The sequence below is a fragment of the Labrenzia sp. PO1 genome (genome assembly GCF_012273635.1).
Classification (GTDB): Bacteria; Pseudomonadota; Alphaproteobacteria; order Rhizobiales; family Stappiaceae; genus Roseibium; species Roseibium algicola.
The window spans coordinates 509609-532381 of record NZ_JAAXCR010000004.1 but is presented as its reverse complement, the minus strand read 5'-3'; the positions used below and the strand labels follow the sequence as shown (position 1 = coordinate 532381).

General features: G+C 60.6%; 22 protein-coding genes. 13 read left to right on the top strand and 9 right to left on the bottom strand.

Annotation, left to right across the window (positions count from 1 at the left end; translation table 11 throughout):
• Positions 1–43: 43 nt before the first annotated feature.
• A complete protein-coding gene (locus HCG46_RS22635; RefSeq protein WP_168687434.1) occupies positions 44–1255 on the bottom strand; it encodes a multidrug effflux MFS transporter in 1212 nt (403 codons plus the stop codon).
• Complete coding sequence (locus tag HCG46_RS22630; RefSeq protein WP_023002823.1) at positions 1252–1713, bottom strand: MarR family transcriptional regulator; 462 nt, start codon at positions 1711–1713, stop codon at positions 1252–1254. The genes HCG46_RS22635 and HCG46_RS22630 overlap by 4 nt, the downstream gene beginning before the upstream one ends.
• A gap of 204 nt (positions 1714–1917) precedes the next feature.
• Here HCG46_RS22630 and typA point away from each other — a divergent pair, with 204 nt between their 5' ends.
• The 10 genes from typA (at position 1918) to HCG46_RS22580 (ending at position 12131) form a co-directional block, all read left to right on the top strand.
• Entirely contained in the window at positions 1918–3741 is a 1824-nt protein-coding gene (gene typA, locus HCG46_RS22625) for a translational GTPase TypA (RefSeq protein ID WP_023002822.1), read from the top strand.
• A gap of 424 nt (positions 3742–4165) precedes the next feature.
• Positions 4166–5089: a rhodanese-like domain-containing protein gene (locus tag HCG46_RS22620; RefSeq protein ID WP_209009586.1), complete on the top strand. Its 924-nt coding sequence runs from the start codon at positions 4166–4168 to the stop codon at positions 5087–5089.
• Position 5090: 1 nt separating this feature from the next.
• A complete protein-coding gene (locus tag HCG46_RS22615; protein WP_168687432.1) occupies positions 5091–6221 on the top strand; it encodes a YeeE/YedE family protein in 1131 nt (376 codons plus the stop codon).
• Positions 6218–6394 (top strand): hypothetical protein, encoded by a 177-nt coding sequence (locus HCG46_RS22610; protein ID WP_168687431.1) that lies wholly within the window; start codon positions 6218–6220, stop codon positions 6392–6394. Before HCG46_RS22615 ends, HCG46_RS22610 begins: the two co-directional genes overlap by 4 nt.
• A gap of 157 nt (positions 6395–6551) precedes the next feature.
• Positions 6552–7604 (top strand): MaoC family dehydratase, encoded by a 1053-nt coding sequence (locus tag HCG46_RS22605; RefSeq protein WP_062486615.1) that lies wholly within the window; start codon positions 6552–6554, stop codon positions 7602–7604.
• A 76-nt stretch (positions 7605–7680) separates the two neighbouring features.
• Positions 7681–8454, top strand: coding sequence for a LuxR family transcriptional regulator (locus HCG46_RS22600; RefSeq protein WP_168687430.1), 774 nt, complete (start codon positions 7681–7683; stop codon positions 8452–8454).
• A gap of 85 nt (positions 8455–8539) precedes the next feature.
• A complete protein-coding gene (gene iaaH / locus HCG46_RS22595; RefSeq protein WP_168687429.1) occupies positions 8540–10021 on the top strand; it encodes an indoleacetamide hydrolase in 1482 nt (493 codons plus the stop codon).
• A gap of 89 nt (positions 10022–10110) precedes the next feature.
• Positions 10111–10710: an HD domain-containing protein gene (locus HCG46_RS22590; RefSeq protein WP_205838628.1), complete on the top strand. Its 600-nt coding sequence runs from the start codon at positions 10111–10113 to the stop codon at positions 10708–10710.
• 200 nt (positions 10711–10910) lie between these two features.
• Positions 10911–11342, top strand: coding sequence for a nucleoside triphosphatase NudI (nudI, locus tag HCG46_RS22585; protein ID WP_168687428.1), 432 nt, complete (start codon positions 10911–10913; stop codon positions 11340–11342).
• A gap of 204 nt (positions 11343–11546) precedes the next feature.
• A complete protein-coding gene (locus HCG46_RS22580) occupies positions 11547–12131 on the top strand; it encodes a class I SAM-dependent methyltransferase (RefSeq protein ID WP_168687427.1) in 585 nt (194 codons plus the stop codon).
• Positions 12132–12340: 209 nt separating this feature from the next.
• Here HCG46_RS22580 and HCG46_RS22575 read toward each other — a convergent pair whose 3' ends face one another.
• The 3 genes from HCG46_RS22575 to HCG46_RS22565 form a co-directional block, all read right to left on the bottom strand.
• The gene (locus tag HCG46_RS22575; RefSeq protein ID WP_168687426.1) at positions 12341–13612 is read right to left on the bottom strand and encodes a murein L,D-transpeptidase family protein; all 1272 of its coding nucleotides are present in this window, start codon (positions 13610–13612) and stop codon (positions 12341–12343) included.
• 363 nt (positions 13613–13975) lie between these two features.
• A complete protein-coding gene (locus HCG46_RS22570) occupies positions 13976–14935 on the bottom strand; it encodes an acetyl-CoA carboxylase carboxyltransferase subunit alpha (protein WP_152505314.1) in 960 nt (319 codons plus the stop codon).
• A 331-nt stretch (positions 14936–15266) separates the two neighbouring features.
• On the bottom strand, positions 15267–16100 hold the full coding sequence (locus tag HCG46_RS22565; protein WP_208984624.1) for a DUF3108 domain-containing protein: 834 nt from the start codon (positions 16098–16100) through the stop codon (positions 15267–15269).
• Between the two features lie 340 nt (positions 16101–16440).
• On the opposite strand from HCG46_RS22565, the gene rpmB reads away from it, so the two are divergent.
• On the top strand, positions 16441–16737 hold the full coding sequence (gene rpmB / locus HCG46_RS22560) for a 50S ribosomal protein L28 (protein WP_023002809.1): 297 nt from the start codon (positions 16441–16443) through the stop codon (positions 16735–16737).
• Positions 16738–16853: 116 nt separating this feature from the next.
• Positions 16854–17519: a VUT family protein gene (locus HCG46_RS22555; protein ID WP_168687425.1), complete on the top strand. Its 666-nt coding sequence runs from the start codon at positions 16854–16856 to the stop codon at positions 17517–17519.
• Positions 17520–17589: 70 nt separating this feature from the next.
• On the opposite strand, the gene HCG46_RS22550 is transcribed toward HCG46_RS22555, so the two are convergent.
• The 4 genes from HCG46_RS22550 to HCG46_RS22535 all read right to left on the bottom strand — a co-directional run bounded on the left by HCG46_RS22550 (position 17590) and on the right by HCG46_RS22535 (position 22212).
• Positions 17590–18630 (bottom strand): esterase-like activity of phytase family protein, encoded by a 1041-nt coding sequence (locus HCG46_RS22550; protein ID WP_168687424.1) that lies wholly within the window; start codon positions 18628–18630, stop codon positions 17590–17592.
• 19 nt (positions 18631–18649) lie between these two features.
• Positions 18650–20560, bottom strand: a complete 1911-nt coding sequence (gene cobT, locus HCG46_RS22545; protein ID WP_023002806.1) for a cobaltochelatase subunit CobT — start codon at positions 20558–20560, stop codon at positions 18650–18652.
• A 7-nt stretch (positions 20561–20567) separates the two neighbouring features.
• A complete protein-coding gene (cobS, locus tag HCG46_RS22540) occupies positions 20568–21554 on the bottom strand; it encodes a cobaltochelatase subunit CobS (RefSeq protein WP_023002805.1) in 987 nt (328 codons plus the stop codon).
• Positions 21555–21621: 67 nt separating this feature from the next.
• Entirely contained in the window at positions 21622–22212 is a 591-nt protein-coding gene (locus HCG46_RS22535; RefSeq protein WP_023002804.1) for a DnaJ domain-containing protein, read from the bottom strand.
• A gap of 179 nt (positions 22213–22391) precedes the next feature.
• Here HCG46_RS22535 and HCG46_RS22530 point away from each other — a divergent pair, with 179 nt between their 5' ends.
• Positions 22392–22691, top strand: coding sequence for a BolA family protein (locus HCG46_RS22530; protein WP_152505312.1), 300 nt, complete (start codon positions 22392–22394; stop codon positions 22689–22691).
• The last annotated feature ends 82 nt before the right edge of the window (positions 22692–22773 follow it).

The following is a 22773-nucleotide window of genomic DNA, read 5'->3' as shown; positions in this document are numbered from 1 at the left end:
TGCGGTTGGCCTGGATGACGACGGAGAGGCGGATAATGAGCGCCTACTCCGCCGCCGCCGGCTGACGGATCTGGCTGCGCAGGATCAGGAACAGAATGATGCCGGCGATGGGCATACCCGGCAGAATGAAAGCGAGACCGAGGATCGGCTCTCCGAGCGCGGCGATTGCGAGGCTGGCGACAATGCCGCCGCCGAACTGCAGAAAGCCGAGCATGGAACTTGCCGAACCGGCGATATGCGGGAATGGCGCCATGGATTCAGTAAAGCTTGCCGGCAGAACCAGCGCCAGCGCGAATGTGAACAGCGCCACCGGCCCCATCACCGTCAGGATCGTCGGTTCATGGGTGAGCGTGACATAGCACATCAGCGTTGACGCAACGACCCAGAGGCTAAGCCCGTAGGGCACCAGCTTGCGGGCGTCGAAAAAGCGAAGCAGACGCCCGGTCAGGATGGTTCCGGAAATGAAGGAGCCCGACTGGATGATCATGGTCAGCCCGAAGGCGGACGGCGTCAGACCGACTTCATAGATCAGGATGAAAGGCAGGACGGTCGCCAGGGCATAAAGGTTTCCTAGCCCGAAACCGATGAGAAGGCTTGGTGCCAGAAACCTCGGGTCCTTCAGCAAGGTGCCGTAGTTGATCGCAAGTTGCCGCGGATTGAGGTGATGCTTGCCCGGCTGCGGGTTGGTTTCAATCTGAAACACGAGCACCGCAACCATCAGCAACGCACCGTAGATCACCATGCACCAGAACACTTCCTGCCAGCCGAACAGTTCCAGCACGATCCCGCCGATGGTGGGTGAGATCGCCGGGCCAAGGGCCAGCATCATCGCGATCGTATTCATGATCCTGGCAGAGGCCTGGCCGGTAAACTGGTCGCGGACGATGGCGCGCGACACCGCGATGCCGACCGCGGCCCCCACACCTTGAAGGGCTCGGGCAAAGACCATGAACTCGACAGTCGGCGCGAAAGTCGCCAGCACGCTTGAGACGAGATAGAGGACCAGGAAGGCGATCGTGACCGGCTTGCGTCCAAAGGCGTCCGTCAGAGGGCCGCAAACCAGCTGCGTGACGGCAAAACCGGCGAAATACGCCGTCAGGGTTAGCTTGACCGCTGAATCGGTGGTCCCGAAGGCTTCGACCAGGGCCGGCATGGCCGGGGTATAAAGCGCCATCGAAATGGGGCCGATAGCGACAAGCCCGGCCCCGAGAAGCGATGTACGTCTTGCGCTCATGATTGAGCTGTCGGCGGTCATTTCTGTTTCCCTTTGGAAACCTCCTGCAGCAGGCTGTCCTTCATGGTCTGCAGAAGCGATTCCAGTATCTGCCGTTGGTCGGCGGGAATGTCCTCAAGCGCCCTGGAGCGCACCTCTTGCAGGGCAGTCCCAATTTTCTCAAGCAATGGATCGGCCGACGGCGTCAGCTCGATTATCTTGGCCCGGCGGTCGTTCGGGTCCTGGCAGCGGCGGATCAATCCGGCCTTTTCGAGCGTGTCGAGGTACCCGACCAGGGTCATAGGCTCGACATACATCGCATCTGCCAGAACAGCCTGCCTTTGACCCGGAAGTCGCCAGACATAAAACAGCGTACGCGCTTCTCCGGCAGTCAGACCAGTGTCGACCTTGGATAACTCCGCCTCGAAGTTTCGCCGCAGCAACCGTGCCAGATCAACGACCAGCATGGTGACACCGACATTCGGAGTTGGAACTCCCATCGCCACCCCATTTTAGTAAGGTTACCTTACGAATACGGCGCTTCAGGAAGCACTGTCAATGCGTAGATGTGACATTGCGTTGCACAATTCCCTCGCGCCACGTATAAAGGCGCCAAATTCGGCGCGGATGCCGATCCATAGCATAATCAACTTCCAGACAAGCTGCGGGTCCCCAAGGGCCCGTTCTGTCTTTTGGAGCCACTCATGAACCTTCGTAATATTGCCATCATCGCGCACGTTGACCATGGCAAAACCACACTCATCGACGTTCTTCTGAAGCAATCCGGTGCCTTCCGCGACAACCAGCGCACCGAAGAACGGATGATGGACTCCAACGATATCGAGCGTGAGCGCGGCATCACCATTCTGGCCAAGGTCACCTCGCTGGTCTGGAAAGACACCCGCATCAACATCGTGGATACACCGGGCCACGCCGACTTCGGCGGCGAAGTCGAGCGTATCCTTCATATGGTCGACGGCGTGATCCTTCTGGTGGACGCTGCTGAAGGCCCGATGCCGCAGACCAAGTTCGTGCTCGGCAAGGCCCTCAAGCTCGGCCTGAAGCCGATCGTCGCCATCAACAAGATCGACAAGCCGGAACAGCGTGCCGATGAAGTGCTGGACGAGGTCTTCGACCTGTTCGCAGCCCTCGACGCCAATGAAGACCAGCTCGACTTCCCGGTGCTCTACGGTTCGGCCAAGCAGGAATGGATGGCTCTGGAGCCGAACGGCCCGCAGGACAGCATGGATCCGCTCTTCGACATGGTCCTCGACAAGGTGTCACCGCCGGAAGCCCAGCCGGGCGATTTCCGCATCCTGGCAACCACCATCGAATCCGACCCGTTCCTGGGCCGCATCCTGACCGGCCGTATCGTGTCGGGCACCGCTCTGCCGAACATGCCGATCAAGGCGCTCTCCCGTGACGGCAGCGTGGTTGAAAACGGCCGTATCTCCAAGATCCTTGCTTTCCGTGGCCTGGAACGTCAGCCGATCGAAAAGGGTGAAGCGGGCGACATCGTCGCCATCGCGGGCCTGACCAAGGCAACCGTTGCCGACACGCTATGCGCCCCGTCGGTCAATGAATCCCTGCAGGCTCAGCCGATCGATCCGCCGACGCTGTCCATGACCTTCCGTGTCAACGACAGCCCGCTGGCCGGCACCGAGGGCTCCAAGGTTCAGTCCCGCGTCATTCGCGACCGCCTGAAGAAGGAAGCAGAAGGCAACGTCGCCCTGAAGGTGGAAGACACCGACGAGCCGGACGCATTTGTCGTCTCCGGCCGCGGCGAACTTCTTCTGGCGATCCTGATCGAGAACATGCGCCGTGAAGGCTTCGAACTTGGCGTTGGTCGTCCGCGCGTCGTCTATCAGTATGACGATGCCGGCAACCGCCTGGAGCCGATCGAGGAAGTCATCATCGACGTTGATGAAGAACATTCCGGCGTCGTGGTTCAGAAGCTGCAGGAACGCAAGGCCGACCTTCTGGAAATGAAGCCGTCCGGCGGTGGCCGCACCCGTCTGGTGTTCCACGCTCCGACCCGCGGCCTCATCGGTTACCAGTCCGAACTGCTGTCCGACACCCGCGGCACGGCGATCTTCAACCGTCTGTTCCATGGCTATGAGCCGCACCGGGGTCCGATCCAGGGCCGTCACACCGGCGTACTGCTGTCCAACGGCACCGGCGAGGCAGTTGCCTATGCCCTGTTCAACCTGGAAGACCGCGGCCCGATGATGATCGATCCGGGCACCAAGGTTTATCCGGGCATGATCATCGGCGAACACACCCGCGGCAACGACCTGGAAGTGAACGTGCTGAAGGGCAAGCAGCTCACCAACATCCGCTCCGCCGGCAAGGACGACGCTGTCAAGCTGACCACGCCGAAGAAGCTGACCCTGGAAGCAGCGCTTTCCTACATCGCAGACGACGAACTGGTGGAAGTCACGCCGGACTCCATCCGCCTGCGCAAGGCCGTCCTCGACCCGCATGAGCGCAAGCGCGCGGAACGTGCGGCGAACAAGGAATCGGCATAAGCCCGATTGAACGAACCAGAAAAGCCCGGGCAATGTCCCGGGCTTTTTACTGAGGGCCAGTATCCATTGCACCTCATCCTGAGGAGCCGCGTCAGCGGCGTCTCGAAGGATGGGTACTGCTCCAAAAACTGCCGCCCATTCTTCGAGACAGCGCTTCGCGCTTCCTCAAAATGAGGTTTTGGTTTCCCTTCTCCGGTTTTCAGGGCCCACTTGTTTCGCCGGCAGACCAGAAGACTTGAGACAGCCCGCAAGCCTTTGCCGCAACCAATTGCCACGGCGCATGTCCGCCTTGGTTTAAATTGTCAGTCCGGTGACGGAAATTGAAACGCCATCCCACGCCTCCCGACCGGGAACCCCTTAAAATTCCGCCTGAGAATTGAAGCGCCTGGCCTCAGGTCAACCGCGCACAAGGAAGGCTGAACCAATGAAACATTTCGCTCTCGCACTGGCGATGACCGCAAGCCTCGCCACATCCGCCACCGCCGCAAGCTTCGGCCCACTGGTGGAGGCTGCCGAGCTGTCCGCGTCGCTGGACACCGTGGAGCCGGTGCTTCTGGACATCCGCAACGAGGGATACGAGAAAGGCCATGCAGACGGCGCGCTGTTTGCACCCTATCGCATGTTCCGCGGACCGGCGGAAAACCCCGGTGGCCTTGTGGATGTCGAAAAGCTGGAAGCCGAACTGGAAGAACTCGGCCTGGAACAGGATACGCCGATCGTCATCCTGTCCGAAGGCAAGACCGATACGGACTTCGGTTCTGCTGCGCGTGTCTACTGGACCTTGAAATCCACCGGCTTCACCGACCTGTCGATCCTGAACGGTGGCCTTGAGTCCTGGAAAGCCGCTGGCCTTCCGGTCAACGCCACGGCCGAATCCGCCTTTCCGAGCGAGCTGGAACTGACCTTTGACGACACCTGGCTGGCCACCACGGCAGACGTTTCCGCCGTCGCTGCAGGCGAGTCGAATGCGCTTCTGGTAGATGCTCGCCCGGCGGATTTCTTCAACGGCAAAAAGGCGCATGAAGCTGCCTCGCGTCCGGGAACCCTGCCGACCGCCATCAACCACACCTACACAGCGTTCTTCAAGGAAGGCTCGCCGGCAATGTCCACCGCCATCGATCCTGCCGCGCTGAAAGCATCGCTTGGTGTCCAAGACGGCAAGGATACGGTTTCCTTCTGCAACACCGGCCACTGGGCCGCAGCTCACTGGTTTGCGGTGTCCGAAGTCGCCGGAGTGGAAAACGCAAAGCTTTACGCGGGCTCCATGGTCGAATATTCCCAGTCCGGAAACGAGATGGCCAACACACCGGGTCTCGTACAGAACCTGATAAACCAGATACTGAACTGACGTGACCACAGCCGCAGACATTCATACCGCCGCTGCGACGCCAAACTGGCGCCGCGGCGGTCTTGTTTTGGCCGCCCTTGCAGCCGTTCTGGCCACCGCCCTTCTGGTTGGTGGCCGGTATGGCCTGTTGCTTGCCGTCGGCCTTGGCTTCGGCATCGTGCTGGAAGGCCTGCGCTTCGGTTTTGCCGGCCCCTGGCGTGCGATGATCCTGCGCCGGGACCCGGGCGGCCTTTGGGCGCAGCTTCTGTCGATCGCCCTTGTCTCACTGGTGGCCTTTCCCCTGCTTGCCGCAAACCAGGGCGAGCTGAGCGGCGCACAGGGCCCGATCGGCTTTGCCATGATCGCGGGAGCCTTCGTCTTCGGCGCTGCCATGCAGGTCGTGCTCGGATGCGGGTCCGGCACCCTGGTCAATGCCGGGTCCGGCAACGCGGTTTCCCTTGTCGCCCTGCCCTTCTTTGCCATCGGCAGCTTTGCCGGGGCCTATCACCTGATCTGGTGGACAGATCTTGGGGCATTGCCCGTTCTGACCCTGTCCGGCTGGCAAGGCGCAGCGATTACCCTCCTCGGACTTTCGGCAATCGCCGCAGTGCTCTGGAAACTGGCAGCTCCCGAAAACCGGCGCCTGCCTCGCCGGCTGATAGTTGCAGCCGTGCTGCTGGCCGCCCTTGCCATCCTGAACCTGATCGTGGCCGGCCAACCCTGGGGCGTTGTCTATGGCCTTGGCCTTTGGGCTGCAAAGGCGGCATCTGCAGCAGGGGCGGATCTTTCCGGATCAGCTTTCTGGAGTGCACCTGCCTCCGTCGAGCGCCTGACCCATAGCCTGCTGACGGATTACACATCCCTCACCAATATCGGCATCATCCTGGGTGCCTTTCTGGTCGCCAGCTGGCGCACCGGCGGCCTGTCACAGAAAATCCAGTCGCTGCCGGCACAGGCCTGGCTCGCGGCAATGGTCGCGGGCTTTCTGCTGGGCTATTCCTCACGCCTTGCCTTCGGCTGCAACGTCGGTGCGTTCTTTTCCGGCATCTCGACCGGCAGCCTGCACGGCTGGGTCTGGTTCGCGGCCGCCTTTGCCGGATCGATCTACGGCGTGAAACTGCGCCCGCTCCTGAAGCTGGAGGCAAGATCATGACCCGGCTGGTAACAGCTTCCGTAGCCCTTGCCGGACTTGCCGCAATGATTGCTCTCGATGCATCTGCGACACCGCCCAATCCCTACAAGGCTCCGAAACTTCTGGCTCTGGGGTCCGGCACCGCCCCGAGCGGCGGCTTTTGCGGTGCGCTGCCCGACCCGGCCGGCAAATAGCCGAGCGACCCCTGCCAACCGGCAACCGCTCCCGGGTTGCCACAGGATGCCAAAGCCTCGACTTGCTTTCACAAGGTCATCGGCAAAACGTCTGACTTGCTTGTGTGCACCGCAGCGGGCTTAATCCTCTCCGACAAATCAGAACCGGGAGGCACAGGTGAGCAAGACCAATCGCGGCAATTTCTTCGAAGACTTCAAGGTGGGACAGGTCATCCGCCACGCAACGCCGCGCACCGTCACCAGCGGTGACCAGGCGCTTTACACAGCGCTTTACGGCTCTCGCTTTGCGGTTCAGTCGTCAGACGCTTTCGCAAAATCCCTGGGCTATTCCCACGCCCCGGTCGACGACCTGCTGACCTTTCACATCGTCTTCGGCAAGACAGTGCCGGACATCTCGCTGAATGCCGTCGCCAATCTGGGTTATGCGGGCGGCCGGTTCCTGGCACCGGTTTTCCCGGGAGATACCATTTCCACCGTCTCCGAGGTGATCGGCAAGAAGGAGAACTCCAACGGCAAGACCGGCGTCGTCTATGTGCGCTCGACCGGCTACACCGAAAACGGCACCGAGGTGCTGGATTATGTCCGCTGGGTGATGGTCAACAAGCGTGTTGCCGCCAATCCGGCGCCGGAACCGGTGGTGCCGGAACTTCCCTCAGCGCTCGATCCGCAGTCTCTCGGCACCGCTGTGCCATTGCTCGACACCGCCAATTGGGACAATGACCTGGCCGGATCCGAGTACCGTTTCGACGATTACGAGATTGGCGAGAAGATCGACCATGTCGACGGCATGACGGTGGAGGAAGCCGAGCATCAGCTGGCAACCCGTCTTTACCAGAACACCGCCAAAGTGCATTTCAACCAGCACACGGAAGCTCACAACCGTTTCGGCCACCGCCTGGTCTATGGCGGCCACGTGATCTCCATTGCCCGTGCGCTGTCGTTCAACGGGCTGGCCAACGCGTTTCATATTGCCGGTATCAACGGCGGCCGCCACGTCGGCCCGCTGGCAGCCGGCGACACGGTTTATGCCTGGTCGGAAGTTCTGGACAAGGCGGACATCGACGGCCGCTCGGACGTCGGCGCGCTGCGTCTGCGGCTTGTCGCCACCAAGAACCGGACCTGCCATGACTTCCCCGGACAGGACCATGAGGACAACTACCTGCCCGAAGTGGTTCTCGATTTCGACTACTGGGCCCTGATGCCGAAATAGGCATGACGCCCGGCCCGATCCTTTTGGATGACGGATCTCCTCTTCCTCGCTACCATGACGCAAGAGGAGGTCTGGCATGCTGACAACGCTTTCGGGCCGGGAAACAAATCTGATTTTCGCGATCATGCAGGACATGATCGCCATTCAGGACGCACGGCAACTCAGGCTGCAGCTTGGCACCCGCTTGCTGGACCTTCTGGAGGCGGACTACTTTGCCTCCTACGTCTGGACAAGGACCGACGGCGACACGGACGGCGTGTTCCTGAACATGGACGAAAGCAATCTCGCCGCCTACCAGCACCATTTCCAGCACTGCGATCCGATCACACCCAGGTTCCGCATGTGCCGGCGCGCCACCCACCTCGACCAGGTCATTTCCCGGGAAGACTTCCTGCGCACCGAATTCTACAATGACTTTCTGGCACGGGACGGCCTGCATCAGGGCATGAACTTCCATGCCTATGCGGCGACCGGCCATCTGGGCGACCTGCGCATCTGGCGCGGCGCCGGCAAGGAAACCTTCCAGCAGCGCGATCTGGAAATACTGAATGCAATCGGCACGTCCTTCGGACATGCCCTTGCGAACATGCAGGCACACGAACGCAAACAACGCGATGCCGACCCCCGATTGCGCTTGACGGCCTGGGCGGGCCACCACGGGCTCACCAGCCGGGAACAGGACGTGCTTTGCCTGGTGAGTGCAGGCAAGCGCGACCGCGAGATTGCGGCGGAACTTGAAATCTCCGTCACGACCGTTCGCACCCACCTCAAGGCGGTGTTTCAAAAATCGGGGGTGACCAGCCGGGCGGAACTGCTCGCCAGCGTCAACACGCGACTTTCTCTCCAATAAACGAAGCGCCTCCTCATTTTCGAGGATGCGCCGGAAAAGGCACAGGCGTTTGCTGTTTCCCTCATGCACAAGAAGGGGAACAAACATGAAAGTGCATCTCACAGCAGGACTGACTGCGATCGCAGCCCTCTTTGCCGGTCCGGCGTTTGCCGCCGACGACATCACCACCATTAGTGCGGTGGAAACGGCGAGCGCCATAACCGGACAGACGCTGACAGCCACGGACCTCGTCAACGCCCTCATCGCCAGAACCGGCGATGACCCGGGCAATGTCTACATAACGTTCGACAGCGAAGGCGCGCTTGCAGCCGCTGCAGCCGCCGATGAAAGCGTGAAGGCAGGTGAACCCCTCGGACCGCTGCACGGCGTGCCGATTGTCGTGAAGGACAACATTGCCTCCGCTGGCTTGCCGACCACCGGTGGGACGCCTGCCCTGAAAGGATGGGTGCCCGCAGAAGACGCGCCTGTCTTGAAGAAACTGCGCGATGCGGGCGCGATCCTGCTCGGCAAGACCAATCTTCACGAACTTGCTTTCGGCATCACCTCGAACAACGCCGCCTTCGGCGCGGTTGCCAACGCCTATGATCCGGACCGCTTTGCCGGCGGCTCGAGTGGCGGCACCGGCGCTGCGATCGGCGCCAGGCTGGCACCGGCCGGCCTTGGAACCGACACGGGTGGCTCGGTGCGTATTCCCTCGGCACTCAACGGTGTTTCCGGTCTGCGCCCGACCACAGGCCGCTACCCGGCAGAAGGTATCGTGCCGATTTCCGCGACACGCGACACGCCCGGTCCGATTGCAAGAACGGTTTCCGACCTGGTCCTCCTCGATGCGGTGATCACGGGTAGCAGTGCGACACTCGACCCTGCAGACCTCGGTACCGTCCGCCTGGGTGTTCCAGGCTTGCTGACGGACAACCTCTCACCGGAAACGGATCGTCTCTTCAAGGAAGCCTTGGACAAGCTGCAGGCCGCCGGCGTGACCCTTGTTCCCGTCGATATCAGCACGGAGCTTGAACTTGCCGGAAAAGCCGGTTTCCCGATCGCCCTGTGGGAAGTGAAACGGGATCTTGCCGCCTTTCTGGAGATGCATGAAACCGGGCTCGGGCTGCAGGACATAGCCGATGAAGTCGCCAGCCCCGACGTCAAATTCGTCTTCGACAATCTGGTGCTGGGCAACCAGGCGATTCCGGATGCTGTTTACCGGGAGGCAATGGACGACATGCGGCCATTGATCCAGGCCGGATATGCTGAAGTCTTTGCAGCCAACAAGCTGGACGCACTGGTTTTCCCGACAACCCCGCTGCCGGCACAGCCCATCACCGGTTCCGATGAAACCGTGTCGCTGAACGGAGAAGACGTACCGACCTTCCCCACGTTCATCCGCAACACCGATCCGGGTTCCGTCGCCGGAATTCCGGGCCTGTCCTTGCCCGCGGGGCTGACATCGGACGGCCTGCCCGTCGGCCTGGAGCTTGACGGCCCCGCCTATTCCGACCGGCATCTGCTGTCGCTCGGCCTGGCTGTCGAAGCGGTTCTGCCGCACCTTCCGGCGCCAGTGTCAAACTAGGCAGAGGGCCTTCACAGAAGCAGGGTGTTTCCTGTCTGGACTTTATCGGAAGTCCTGGCGCACACTCCCGCAAAACAGGAGTGTGCGCCATGAAAACAGTGTCCTTCACCCAGATGAAAGATGGCACCAAGGAAGACTACGATCTGCTGGCGGAAGCGGAGCGGCCCTATCACGCCCTGACACCGGAACGGATCCTGTCTGAACTGAAGCGCCAGAACGAGGACACGCTGTCCGGCTACAAGATCACCCGCATGCAGCATGGCCTGCAGGCGGCCACAAGGGCGCGTCGGGAAGGGGCGGACATCGACTGGATCGTCGGCGCGCTTCTGCATGATATCGGCGACGGGCTGGCCCCGCAGAACCACGACCGATTCTCTGCCGAGGTCATCCGCCCCTTCGTGCGGGACGAGGTTGCCTGGGTGGTGGAACATCATGGCATCTTCCAGATGCTCTATTACGGCCGTCACTATGGCTGGGACGAAAACGCCCGGGATCAGTTCAAGGATCACATGCACTTCCAGGCCTGCGCCGACTTCTGCGAACGCTGGGACCAGTCCTCCTTCGATCCCGATTATGAAATGGACACGCTGGAAAGCTTCGAACCTCTGGTGCGCGAGGTTTTCTCGCGAAAGGCCTACGACCCGGCCGTGCTGCAGGAAGGCGTTTCAAGGGGATTACCGCCGCTGTAGTAAAAGACAAGCACGTGATCGACGCGGTAGCTTTTGTCTTTCAAAACACCGATCGACACTCCATCGCAAACAAGCCGTCCATCGCCCCCCTGAACCTTTCAAGGGTTCGGGAGACTGCCCCCCTTGTTGCGACGAATGCCGCCGTTGCCGCGGATCGTAACCGAAAGTTTCCTTGTAAAATCAGTTAGATCGAGAAAGACATGCGTCAGAGAATTATTGTTTGCCCTTTGATCGAAAACGAAGGCGCGTACCTTCTGTGCAAGATGCCAAGCGACCGGGGTGTCTTTCCCGGACAATGGGCACTTTCGGGGGGCGGTCTGGAACAGGGTGAGCGGATGACAGAAGGGCTGCTTCGAGAAATCTCGGAAGAACTGGGATCCGACCTGACGATTGAGAACGTCCAACCCTGGACGTTTCGCGACGATGTCCGGACAAAGACCTACCCGAACGGCACTTCCGAGCAGATTTACATGATTTATCTCATATTTGACTGCAAGGCGGCGAACCGCAGCGTTTCCATCAACGAAGAGTTCGAGGACTTCGCATGGGTCCTTCCCGAAGATCTCGGCAAATATGATCTCAACGAAGCCACAAGAATGACGCTTGAAGCAAAGGGCCTGCTGCCGTCCTGACAGGTGTCGAGGATCCCGAGATCTGCCCACCTTCTCTACCAGAGCAAGCGCTCCCGCCAGGAATGCTCCGCTCAAATCCCGGCACGATAGGTTCCTTCTTCAACGACAGCCCTTTCAGGTCAACTTTGCGCCGCAAACAGCCACCACAACTTCAAGTTATGCGAATTTGAAATCGAACCTGATGGGGAGGGGCGAGCGTCATCAATGACCAGCGAAACAGTGAATTTTTACAACACCACTGCCAAGGAATATGTTGCCGACAAGGAGACGCCTAATCCCAGATTGCCTGCCTTCCTGGAGCGATGCAAAGCAAAGGGCAGAATTCTGGAACTGGGAACCGGAGGCGGTGTGGACGCCGAGGCCATACTCAAGTCCGGCTTCGTTCTGGATGCGACGGATGGCTCGTCCGAACTCGCTGCGATAGCTGCGCAACGGTTAGGTCAGCCGGTTCAGACCATGTTGTTTAACGAGCTTGATGCGGTTGAACTTTATGACGGCGTCTATTCCTGCGCCGCACTAACCCACGCTCCAAGAGCCGACCTCGGCGATGTGGTTGAGAGAATTCATCGGGCGCTGCACGACAACGGGGTCGTTTGGGCCAGTTTCAAGGTTGGCACCAACGAAGGCACAGACGCGTTTGGTCGCTACTACAATCTTCTGCCTCAGGACGAACTGACTGCGATCTGGCGAGAAGCGGCAACCTGGAGCATCCTGGAAACAGAAACCTGGTTGGGAAGTGGTTATGACCGCAAACCGACCCAATGGGCCGCCATCACCGCGATCAAATAACGTCCGTTGAGGCAGGCTGTGCCTGCGGGCTTGCGCCGCGAGCTTCCCACATCACGCAAGATCTGCTCAATCCACCGTCACGCAGTGCGGGTCGCATTCCCTCCACATCCTGAGGACTTTGCTGTCCTCTGGATGTGGACATCATCCGGGGTGCGGGATCTCCATGGTGCCGAGACCGGGTCTGAGGTTGGCCCCGGGACAGGGCCCGATCAGTTCGGCTTGGTATCCGGAACCACTTCGGTTTCGATCGGGCCAACACCAGCGCCTTCTTCCGAAGCTTTCGGACCGAAGGGTACCCAGCGCTTGAAGAAGCTTCCGACAGAGCTGCCGCCCGACTGGTCCTGCGGGGCAAAGGCGGTCTCGACCGCTGAGCCCGGCCGCCGCTGTGCTGCCGGAGCCGCTTCTGCAGGAACTGCAGCCGTCGCCGTTTCGGCTGCGGGCTGTGCGTCAGGCGCAGCCGTCTCGGCCGTGGCAACAGCCGGGTTGGTGTCGTCCTCACCACCGCCGAGCGCTTCGGCAAGCCGGTTGGAGCGCTCTTCCCAGCGCTTCTGGCGCTCGTCACGAGCATCGAAGCGGGCAGCAAGCTGCTGGTACTTCTCGTTGTCGCGGCGCTGCTTGGAGGCAACTGCCGTGGCGATGCTCGGGCTCACCTGATAGTCGGGGCATTTGGCGCTGGCCCGGAAGGGTACGCCTTCCACCAGCGTGGTGGCATCGAACACGTATTTCTTCTCGCAGACGGAAATCTGCGGCGGTGTCTGCGTGATCTCGAAATGGTCGTAGCCGGTCTTCAGCATTTTCCAGAATTCCATGTGCTCGCTGTCGCGGTGGCGAGCCATGTTTTCCGGCGTCATGCGGAAGGGAAAGGCCTGAACCTGGAAGGAGCGCTGACCACCCTTGAAGCTGTCGCGGGCAAGCGCGTAGATGTCCTGGACCTGCTCGTCCGTCATCGCGTAGCAGCCACGGGACGAACAGGCGCCATGCACCATCAGATGCGAGCCGGTGCGGCCGTGGGAGCGGTCATAGGAATTCGGGTAACCGAGGTTGAAAGCCAGGTGATAACTGGAATTCGGGTTCATCAGGGCAGGCGTGATCTCGTAGAAGCCTTCCGGGGCCTGACGGTCGCCTTCCTTGAACTTCGGGCCGAGCTTGCCGGACCATTTGCAGATCTCGAACTCGTCCAGAAGCTGGTATTTGCCCGTGCGGGTCTGTTTCCAGACTTCCAGAGCACTTTCTTCCTTGAAGATCCGGATCATGATAGGCGAGGTCGAGCTCATGTTGAGATCGTTCATCTTGCGCTTGATCGACGCGCTGACAGGCTGCTGCGCCTTGTTGGGGCCTGCAGTGAATTCGTCTGCCTGGCAAGCCGCCAGCACACCGGCAAGCATCAGCGCCGCACCAAGACGGGCTGCCTTGCGGCCACTCAGGCCGCTGTTGCCAAGAAGAAGGCCGGCTGGCGTGTTCATAAGGCGCCGAAAGACCATGATACTGTCCCAAACTAAGCGGAAACCGACAAAGGCGAACGAACTGCCTTGCCGCACTTCCTGCGTCCTCGCCCCCGCGCAAAGGCTAGGGAATGATGGTTGACGATAAGTTACTGAAACCGGATTGTGCCTGCGACCAAAATTATGGTGATAGGAACAAAAACTTGCCCAAGCGTCATCTTGTGCGTCCCAACTTCGCCTGAATGACGGCAAATTCTGGCCACAGGATGGCAAAAAGGCCGCTTTTACGGCGGCCTTGCATCGTTTTTTCCGAAATACAGCAGTTTGGTGCACAGCGCGGTTACCAGCGTGGCGATATCGCCGAAGCCGGCAACCGGAAGACACCAGGTCGAGCAGGAAGATCTAGCTCAGGGTTCTGCCGATAGAGATGAATTTTTCGCGCCGCTGCTTGCGTATTTCATCCGGCGACAGGCCTGCCAGCTCTTTCAGCGCAGATTCGATCGCCTTGCCCGCGTTGTCGATAACGATTTCGCGTGCACGGTGCGCACCGCCGACAGGCTCCTTGATGATGTCATCGATGACACCGAGCTGCTTGAGATCCTGTGCGGTGATCTTCAGTGCTGTCGCAGCGTCCTGCGCCTTGGCGCTGTCGCGCCACAGGATGGAGGCGGCGCCTTCCGGTGAAATCACCGAATAGATCGCGTGTTCCATCATCAGAACCTTGTTGGCGGTCGCGATCGCGATCGCGCCACCGGAGCCGCCTTCGCCAATGACGACGGAAACGGACGGCGTTCCAAGGCCGAGGCCGACATCCGTCGAGCGGGCGATGGCTTCGGACTGGCCGCGCTCTTCAGCCCCGCGTCCCGGATAGGCGCCGGAGGTGTCGACAAAGGTGATCAGCGGCAGGCCGAAACGTTCGGCCATTTCCATGACCCGGACTGCCTTGCGGTAACCTTCCGGACGGACCATGCCGAAGTTGTGCTTCAGACGCGTTTCGGTGTCGTGGCCTTTTTCCTGAGCCAGAACAGCCACCGACTGACCGCGAAAACGACCGATACCGGCGATCAGCGCTGCATCTTCGGCAAACTTCCTGTCACCGGCAAGCGGCGTGAAATCCTCGATCAGACCGGCGATATAGGCAACGGCATGCGGGCGATCGGGATGGCGGGCAACGAGCGTTTTCTGCCAGGGCGTCAGTTTGGCGTAGAGGTCCTGCAGCGTTTGCGAGGATTTCGTTTTCAGCCGGTCGATTTCACTGTCGACATTGACGGCTTCGCCATCTTCCCCGGCCAGAGCGCGCAGCTCCTGGATCTTGCCTTCAATGTCTGCAACGGGCTTTTCGAATTCCAAATAGCTGTGCATTTACTCGGTTACCTGAAACAAGCCGGCACCGCCTTACGTCCGGCGGCCGCTCCGGAAATTCTGTCACAAGATCGAAGGATTACCAGCCGAAAGCGACCAGCCACCCGAATGTCGATCATTTCAAAGACGTTCAAGCATCTTTGCCGCGTCTGAACAACGCAAGATGCTCCAGGCAACGCAAGCGTGCCTGAACGCATAGTTGGAGGGCTGTATCAAGAGACGCAAGTGGGCGCAAGTCTCGGTGTGCCGGCAAACAGGGATTGAAAGCCTCTCGCGCCTGGGAAACCCTTCCCGGTTTTTTTGCCGGAAAGGGCCGAAGAAGGGTCGGTGATCAGTCGACGGATGCCTGATCGCTGCCAGCACCGTCGATCTTGAGCTTGTCTGCTTCCACGATCAAGCGGCCGTTCTTTGTATCGATGGAAATCCGGTAGGGGACGAGCACGTTGTCACGGCCCATCGGCGCAACCCACACTTCCATGTTGGCCTGGGCCATGTATTTGACCGAATCCTTGGACGGGCGGTGCCCGGCGACAGGTACCCAGCGGGCCTTGCAAACGACGACCTGGCCGTCATAGCCGTGGCCCGAGACTTCCTTCGTGCCGGAATAGCTCAGCTTGATATCGAACCGTGTCCAGCCGTCGAACACCGGCAGACGACGCGAACAGGCCTTCGGCCCGAGACTGTCCTTGGCACGACCCACCGGCATCAGAGCGGCGCTCAGCGGATCGATCGCATTGCGCGTATGCCGGTCCGTCACCTTGATCCGCTCCGGATTGGGCTTGAACTGCGGCGCAACTTCCATTGAGCGGATGGACCCGGAGCCCTGGCTCAGGTTGACGTAGAAATCGAGATTGGAGGCGTGCGACGCCATCCTGTATTTCGACGGTACGACCCGCGATCCGACCATCCAGCCGGATGCTTCCGCCCCACCCTTGCCGGTGGTGAACAGCGTGCCGATACCTGCCGGCTCCAGGCTGACCTTGGCCGAATAGGCATTGCCCTGCATGACGAGCGACAGCGTTCCGCGCCCGACCTTGAAGCCGGCAATCGAAATATTGTAAAGGCCGCCGACGCTGTTTTTCTTGGCTTCCGCCGGTGTCGTCAGCAGCGCCGCAGCAAGCATTGGCAGGGCGACCAGCCGCCCGAGAGACATCAAACCAAACACTTCAAAACCTCCGGACTGCCGTCTGGCAGCGAATTGCGCCCCCGCGCCATGAGTGTTCCGCGACGGAAAGATACCATAAATCCCGCTCGATGAACGACCCCAATCATTCTAAATTATGGTAACTCACTGGTTAACAGCCGGGCGTCCTGCAAATAAAAGCAGTGAATCTCCGCAAAGCGGCGGAGATGTCTTGACGTTGGCCTTCACTCCCATTATAGCGGGGCAACTTTTTCCGAGAAATGCCGGAGACGATGTCGCCGGGCCTCAGGTCCGCGCCGGTTCCGGTTGGACTTGCTGGGTTCAAAGTAACGGCCCAGCCACGAAAACAAAAGGTGATATCATGGCACGCCGTTGCGAACTCTCCGGCAAAGATGTGATGACGGGCAACAACGTCTCCCACGCTAACAACAAGTCCCGCCGCCGGTTCCTGCCGAACCTGTGCAACGTGTCCCTCATCAGCGACACGCTCGGCGAAACCTTCAAGCTGAAGGTCTGCGCACACGCACTGCGCTCCGTCGAACACCGCGGTGGTCTGGACGCATACCTGATGAAGGCAAGCGACGCGGACCTGTCCGATGCTGCTCGCAAGATCAAGGTCGACATCAAGCGCAAGCAGGCTGAAGCCGCTGCCGCTTAAGGCCTGAAGCGCCTGCACGGCTCGCTCCGGCAGCAGGCAGCTCGCATACTTGCAAAGAACCTTTTCAGGACGCCCAATCGATATCGGTTGGGCGTCTGTCGTTATGAGGTGAACACATGACCGAAACCCGGACCTTCTCCGCGAGCCATCACGTAGTCGCCATTTTGGCGATGGCGGCCGTTGTCGTTGCATCCAACTTTCTGGTCCAGTTCCCGGTCGAGCATTTCATCGGCGGTGTCAATCTTGCCGATACGCTCACCTGGGGTGCGTTCACCTACCCGGTCGCCTTCCTGGTGACCGATCTCACCAACCGCCGTTTCGGCCCGACCGCCGCACGCAAGGTTGTGATTGCCGGCTTCCTGATTGCCGTGGTCCTGTCGATCTGGCTGGCGACGCCCCGCATTGCCATCGCCTCCGGAACCGCGTTCCTGGTCGCGCAATTGCTGGACGTGACGATATTCGACCGCATGCGAAAGCTGGCCTGGTGGAAAGCGCCGATCACCTCTTCCTTCATCGGCTCGGTAATCGACACGCTCCTGTTCTTCGGCATCGCCTTTTCCGCCAGCTTTGCCTTCATCGATGGCCTGTTCGGGATGGACGACAGCTCGCTCGCCTTCCCGGTGCCCTTCCTGGGCATCAGCGACGACACCCAGGCGCTGCTGTGGGTGTCGCTGGCGGTGGGAGACTTCCTGGTCAAGATGCTGGTTGCCGTCGCCCTGCTCGCCCCTTACCGCTTGGTGCTCGGCCTGTTTCAGGCCATGCCGAAGGGAACTGCCGCCTAGGCACCAGGTACGAAAAAGGCGGGGTTGGTCGTCCGGGGATCGACTTGCCGGGCAGAAGTGCTCCCGCGCCTCAATCTTCCAGCCGAAACCTCAGGAACAAGGTCCTTTGCAGGATCGAACGGTTGTTGTCGGAGACAAGCGTCAGGATTGTTTCACCGTTTTCATTGGTGTGAATACCCAGAGCTTCCATGTTGTCGATCTGGGAGTTGAAGTCGGCCTCCAGCAGCAACTCGCCTTCCAGAACGGCCCCGGCAGCAATGTCGGCTCCTTTGAACCGCCGCAGCCGCAGGCCGATCAGATCACGCAGACTGAAGCGGCGCTCCACCAGAACCATGTCGCCGCCGGGCAGAAACGCCGCATCCGTCGCATCGAAGCGCTCGTACCGGCGGATGGTGAAGCGTTCCGTGCCGTCCGGACCAATGATGAAGCCAGACAGATCATGCAGGTCGCTTGGCGCTGATTCCGCGACAGCCACGAGCTTGCCGGCCAACGGGCCGTCCTCCGGCCCGGCCGCCAGAGCTTCCAGACCGGTGTTACGCGGCAGATCACGAATATCCTGCGGCAGCGCGACTTCACCGATCATCCTTTCCTTGCCGGTCGAAATCGGCCACGGATACCGGTAGATGGCGTTGCGGGTTTCAGCAGTGACATAAAGACCGGAGCCCGACAGCGTCAGTGCCTCGGTATCATGACCCCAACGTGCATCGAGCGTTTTGCCATCGGCACCCAAAAGCGGCGCGAACCGCAAGTCTTCGATCTCCGTCGGCTTGCCATCCGCTGTCTGCACGATTCGGCCACTGACCCAATGCCCGTTGTCGGTGACCGCCAGAAACGCGCTTCCCCCGTCCAGACTGATCAGACCGGATAGCCCGCCGACCTTGCGGTCCGCGGCTATCAGCTCCAGACCGCCAAGAAAAGTCAGCTTGCCGAAGGTCGTATCGGCAAGCCCTATGCGGAATGTGTCGATGGACCGGGTACGGGCCTTGACCGGCTGTGCGTCCGAAAGCAGCTCCGGCGCCCCGGCAGCGGCGGGCGCAGCAAACCAGAAAGTGGAGAGAAAGGCGGCAGCCAGCGCGAAGCTGCCTGCCGAAAGACGCCTTTCTGCTCCCATGTTTTCCAGATCCTGCCGACTAACGATGACCCGCGCGGCGACGGCGGCCACGCGTGTTGAAGGAGGTGTCCACCTCGTCGTCGAAAAGGTTGGCAAGCTGGTCGGTCATGGCACCCGCCAGTTCTTCGGCATCGACAATGGTGACGGCCCGTCGGTAGTAGCGCGTGACGTCGTGTCCGATACCGATGGCGATCAGCTCGACCGGCGACCGGGTCTCGATTTCCTCGATGACGTAGCGCAGGTGGCGCTCCAGATAGTTGCCCGGGTTGACCGAAAGCGTGGTGTCGTCCACCGGCGCGCCGTCGGAAATCATCATCAGGATGCGACGTTGTTCGGGCCGTGCCATCAGCCGGTCATGAGCCCACAGCAGGGCTTCGCCGTCGATGTTTTCCTTCAAAAGGCCCTCGCGCATCATCAGGCCGAGATTGCGCCTGGCCCGGCGCCAGGGCGCATCCGCGGACTTGTAGATGATGTGGCGCAGGTCGTTGAGCCGGCCAGGTGTCGGCGGCTTGCCCGCACCGATCCAGCTCTCCCGCGACTGGCCGCCTTTCCAGGCCTTGGTGGTGAAGCCGAGGATCTCGACCTTCACGCCGCAGCGCTCCAGCGTGCGCGCCAGAATGTCGGCACAAGTGGCGGCAACGGTGATCGGACGTCCGCGCATGGATCCCGAGTTGTCCAGAAGCAGCGTCACGACCGTGTCGCGGAAATTGGTGTCCCGCTCCTGCTTGAAGGCAAGCGGGGCCATCGGATCGGTTACGGCACGGGTCAGCCTGGCGGTGTCCAGAAGCCCTTCTTCAAGGTCGAAGTCCCAGGCCCGGTTCTGCTGCGCCATCAGCTTGCGCTGCAACCGGTTGGCAAGGCGCGCCACGGCCCCTTGCAGGTGGGTCAACTGCTTGTCCAGGAACCCGCGCAGACGATCGAGCTCCGCCATGTCGCAAAGTTCTTCAGCGGTAATCGTCTCGTCAAACTGGGTGGTGAACACGCGGTAGTCGGATTCCGGCCGGTTGGAGAACGGCGTATCGGGCCGGTCGCTTTCGCCCGGCTCCTCGGTATCCTCCGACATGTCCTGATCGGCGAAGTCTTCCATATCGGCTTCGGCGGCTTCCGTATCGCCGCTTTCCTGCTCTTCGCCGGAAAGTTCCATCTCCTGCGGAGAGGCTTCCTGTTCGCCGGAATCTTCTTCGCTGTCGTCGCCCGATTCAGCTTCGTCGTTGTTGCCCTGGTCCTCGTTTTCTTCCGGGTCCATGTCCTGGTCGTGATCGCCAAGCTCATCACCCATGTCGAGCGATTTCAGGACGTCGCGAAGACGGGCCGCGAAGGAATTCTGGTCCTCGACTTCGGCTTCCAGCCTGTCGAGGTCGGCACCGGCCTTGTCCTCGATCCAGCCACGCCACATGTCGACGAGCTTTGTCGCGCTTTCCGGCGGCTTTGCGCCGGTCAGCCGTTCACGCACCAGCAGGGACAGGGCATCCTGCAGCGGTGCTTCTTCCCGGCTGGAGATATCCGGCGCACCGGATTTGCGGAACCGGTCGTCAAGCATCACCGACAGGTTGTCGGCAACCCCTTGCATCCGGCGTGCGCCAACGGCTTCGCAGCGGGCCTGTTCGACCGCTTCGAAGATCGCCCGTGCGTCCGGGCCTTGCGGCATATTCTTGGAATGAACAGCCTTGTCGTGGCAGGCAATGCGCAGGGCGATGCTGTCCGACAGGCCACGGGTGATCGCGATCTCGCGCGCGTTGATTTTGCGCGAAGGTTCGGGCAAGCGCGCGGACATGCCGCTGAGACCGGGCCGGTCACCGGAAAAGATGACTTCCAGTTCCGGCTCTCCGGAAATCGCCCGCATGGTACCGGACACCGATTGCTTGAATGGCTCGGTGCTCGGTGCGGGCTTGTTGCCCGGAAGGGAATTGTGACCCGGCCGCGGTGCCATCGGGACCTCAGCTCATGACTACGTTGACGGAGGATTCCGGCAGATCTTCACCGAAGCAGCGCTGATAGAACTCTGCCACCAGGGACTGTTCCATGTCGTCGCACTTGTTGAGGAAGGTCAGACGGAAGGAAAAGCCGACATCGCCGAAAATCTGGGCATTTTCCGCCCAGGTAATGACCGTGCGCGGGCTCATGACCGTGGACAGGTCGCCGTTGATGAAGGCGTTCCGGGTCATGTCCGCCAGGCGCACCATCTTGGAAACGGTGTTGCGGCCTTCGTCCGACTGGAAGTGCTTGGCCTTCGACAGAACGATATCCACCTCGTTGTCATGCGGCAGGTAGTTCAGCGTGGTGACGATCGACCAACGGTCCATCTGCGCCTGGTTGATCTGCTGCGTGCCGTGATAAAGACCGGAAGTATCGCCGAGACCGACCGTGTTGGCGGTGGCGAACAGCCGGAAGGCGGCATGCGGACGGATGACCCGGCTCTGGTCGAGCAGCGTCAGGCGGCCGGAAGATTCCAGAATACGCTGGATCACGAACATTACGTCCGGACGGCCGGCGTCGTATTCGTCGAAGACCAACGCGACATTGTGCTGATAGGCCCAGGGCAGGATCCCGTCGCGAAACTCGGTAACCTGCTTGCCGTCCTTGATCACGATCGCGTCCTTGCCGACCAGATCGATACGGGAAATATGGCTGTCCAGGTTGACGCGGATACACGGCCAATTGAGACGCGACGCCACCTGCTCGATGTGGGTCGATTTACCGGTACCGTGATACCCGGTCACCATCACGCGCCGGTTATGAGCAAAACCCGCCAGGATCGCCAACGTGGTCGCGCGGTCGAACAGGTAGTCTTCGTCACGCTCGGGCACATGTTCTGACGGCGCGGAAAATGCAGGTACCTTGAGGTCGGACTTGAAACCGAAAACCTCTTCTACGGAAATTTCAGTGTCCGGCATGGCCATGGCCGCAGTCGTCGTCTCAGTCATCAGTCCTCCGCAGTCCCGGAAGTTCGGGAAGGGTCGTTTGGGAAAAGCCGGCAGGACCCTGCAGGCTCTAAAGGAAACCGGCTTTTTTCAGAACGTTATACGCCTGAATGATTTCCCGCAGGCGGTCTTCGGAAGACCTGTCACCGCCATTGGCATCCGGATGGTTCAATTTAACAAGCTCCTTATAGCGCGCTTTGATTTCGGCGCCACGGGCTGTGTAAGGCAGATTGAGCACATCCAGGGAACGTTTTTCAAGCGTTAGTAGCTTTCTTTCGCGCGGGCGCCGAACTTGCTCGGTGCGCCGCTGCGCATTGGAGCGCATGCTGGAGCGGGCGTCGAACCCGTCCGGCCCCTCGGCTGCCTGCCGGTTTACGCCCATTTTCCAGGTCGGCCGGTGCCCCGTCAGACTGTCCTTCTGATAGGTGCGCACGTCGTCGTCGCCCATACCTGTAAAATAGTTGTAGGACTTGTTGTATTCGCGCACATGGTCAACGCAGAAATTGAAATACTGCCCCTCCCGGTCACGCCCTTTCGGCGCCCGGTGCGTGCCTGGCCGCTTGCAACCCGGATGGTCGCACGAAGGATGGCGGTCCTGTTCCACCCGTTCCTTGTCCGGTTTCACACGGATGCTGTCGAAGAGTTTTGAGTCCAGTTTCATGCGCCGAAATATTGAAGTGTGAGGGCCGACGGGCAAGCCGCAGGCCGTTGCATTGTCCCGGTATCCAAAGTTAATTTCCCCGCACCGGATTTCGAAAGTCGAAGAGCCCGGCACTGTATCAGGCAGTGCCGGACCACGAAAGACTTGAACTTCGAAAACAGCTACGCCAAGTGAGACACATGAGCACAAAGCAGACGATCACCGACAAACTCTCCGCAGCCTTCTCGCCGTCTTTTCTGAACGTCATCGACGAGTCGGAAAAGCACAGGGGCCACGGTGGCTGGCGCGAGGGCGGCGAAACCCACTTCCGGGTACAGATCGCCGCAGCCGCTTTCGAAGGCATGAACCGCGTGGCGAGGCACCGGGCGATCAACGACCTGCTTGCAGACGAAATTGCCGGCGGTGTGCACGCCCTGGCGCTGGAAATCCGCGCTGACAGCGAACCGGATCCCCGCGCGGCCCGTGTTTCGGGCGGCTGACAGGCTCGCCTTTTTACTGATCTTCAGACCAGCCACAAATCAGCCTGGGTAACTCCACCCGGCATTGAAGCCGAGTGGATTC

What these genes read in the sequence shown, in the direction of transcription:
- HCG46_RS22530 (WP_152505312.1), top strand. Translation starts at nt 22,392, where the DNA reads ATGAGCACAAAGCAGACGATCACCGACAAACTCTCCGCAGCCTTCTCG.
- cobT (WP_023002806.1), bottom strand. Translation starts at nt 20,560, where the DNA reads ATGGCACCGCGGCCGGGTCACAATTCCCTTCCGGGCAACAAGCCCGCA.
- HCG46_RS22635 (WP_168687434.1), bottom strand. Translation starts at nt 1,255, where the DNA reads ATGACCGCCGACAGCTCAATCATGAGCGCAAGACGTACATCGCTTCTC.
- HCG46_RS22630 (WP_023002823.1), bottom strand. Translation starts at nt 1,713, where the DNA reads ATGGGAGTTCCAACTCCGAATGTCGGTGTCACCATGCTGGTCGTTGAT.
- HCG46_RS22590 (WP_205838628.1), top strand. Translation starts at nt 10,111, where the DNA reads ATGAAAACAGTGTCCTTCACCCAGATGAAAGATGGCACCAAGGAAGAC.
- HCG46_RS22535 (WP_023002804.1), bottom strand. Translation starts at nt 22,212, where the DNA reads ATGAAACTGGACTCAAAACTCTTCGACAGCATCCGTGTGAAACCGGAC.
- HCG46_RS22600 (WP_168687430.1), top strand. Translation starts at nt 7,681, where the DNA reads ATGCTGACAACGCTTTCGGGCCGGGAAACAAATCTGATTTTCGCGATC.
- rpmB (WP_023002809.1), top strand. Translation starts at nt 16,441, where the DNA reads ATGGCACGCCGTTGCGAACTCTCCGGCAAAGATGTGATGACGGGCAAC.
- cobS (WP_023002805.1), bottom strand. Translation starts at nt 21,554, where the DNA reads ATGACTGAGACGACGACTGCGGCCATGGCCATGCCGGACACTGAAATT.
- HCG46_RS22575 (WP_168687426.1), bottom strand. Translation starts at nt 13,612, where the DNA reads ATGGTCTTTCGGCGCCTTATGAACACGCCAGCCGGCCTTCTTCTTGGC.
- HCG46_RS22550 (WP_168687424.1), bottom strand. Translation starts at nt 18,630, where the DNA reads ATGGGAGCAGAAAGGCGTCTTTCGGCAGGCAGCTTCGCGCTGGCTGCC.
- HCG46_RS22610 (WP_168687431.1), top strand. Translation starts at nt 6,218, where the DNA reads ATGACCCGGCTGGTAACAGCTTCCGTAGCCCTTGCCGGACTTGCCGCA.
- HCG46_RS22555 (WP_168687425.1), top strand. Translation starts at nt 16,854, where the DNA reads ATGACCGAAACCCGGACCTTCTCCGCGAGCCATCACGTAGTCGCCATT.
- HCG46_RS22570 (WP_152505314.1), bottom strand. Translation starts at nt 14,935, where the DNA reads ATGCACAGCTATTTGGAATTCGAAAAGCCCGTTGCAGACATTGAAGGC.
- typA (WP_023002822.1), top strand. Translation starts at nt 1,918, where the DNA reads ATGAACCTTCGTAATATTGCCATCATCGCGCACGTTGACCATGGCAAA.
- HCG46_RS22580 (WP_168687427.1), top strand. Translation starts at nt 11,547, where the DNA reads ATGACCAGCGAAACAGTGAATTTTTACAACACCACTGCCAAGGAATAT.
- nudI (WP_168687428.1), top strand. Translation starts at nt 10,911, where the DNA reads ATGCGTCAGAGAATTATTGTTTGCCCTTTGATCGAAAACGAAGGCGCG.
- iaaH (WP_168687429.1), top strand. Translation starts at nt 8,540, where the DNA reads ATGAAAGTGCATCTCACAGCAGGACTGACTGCGATCGCAGCCCTCTTT.
- HCG46_RS22620 (WP_209009586.1), top strand. Translation starts at nt 4,166, where the DNA reads ATGAAACATTTCGCTCTCGCACTGGCGATGACCGCAAGCCTCGCCACA.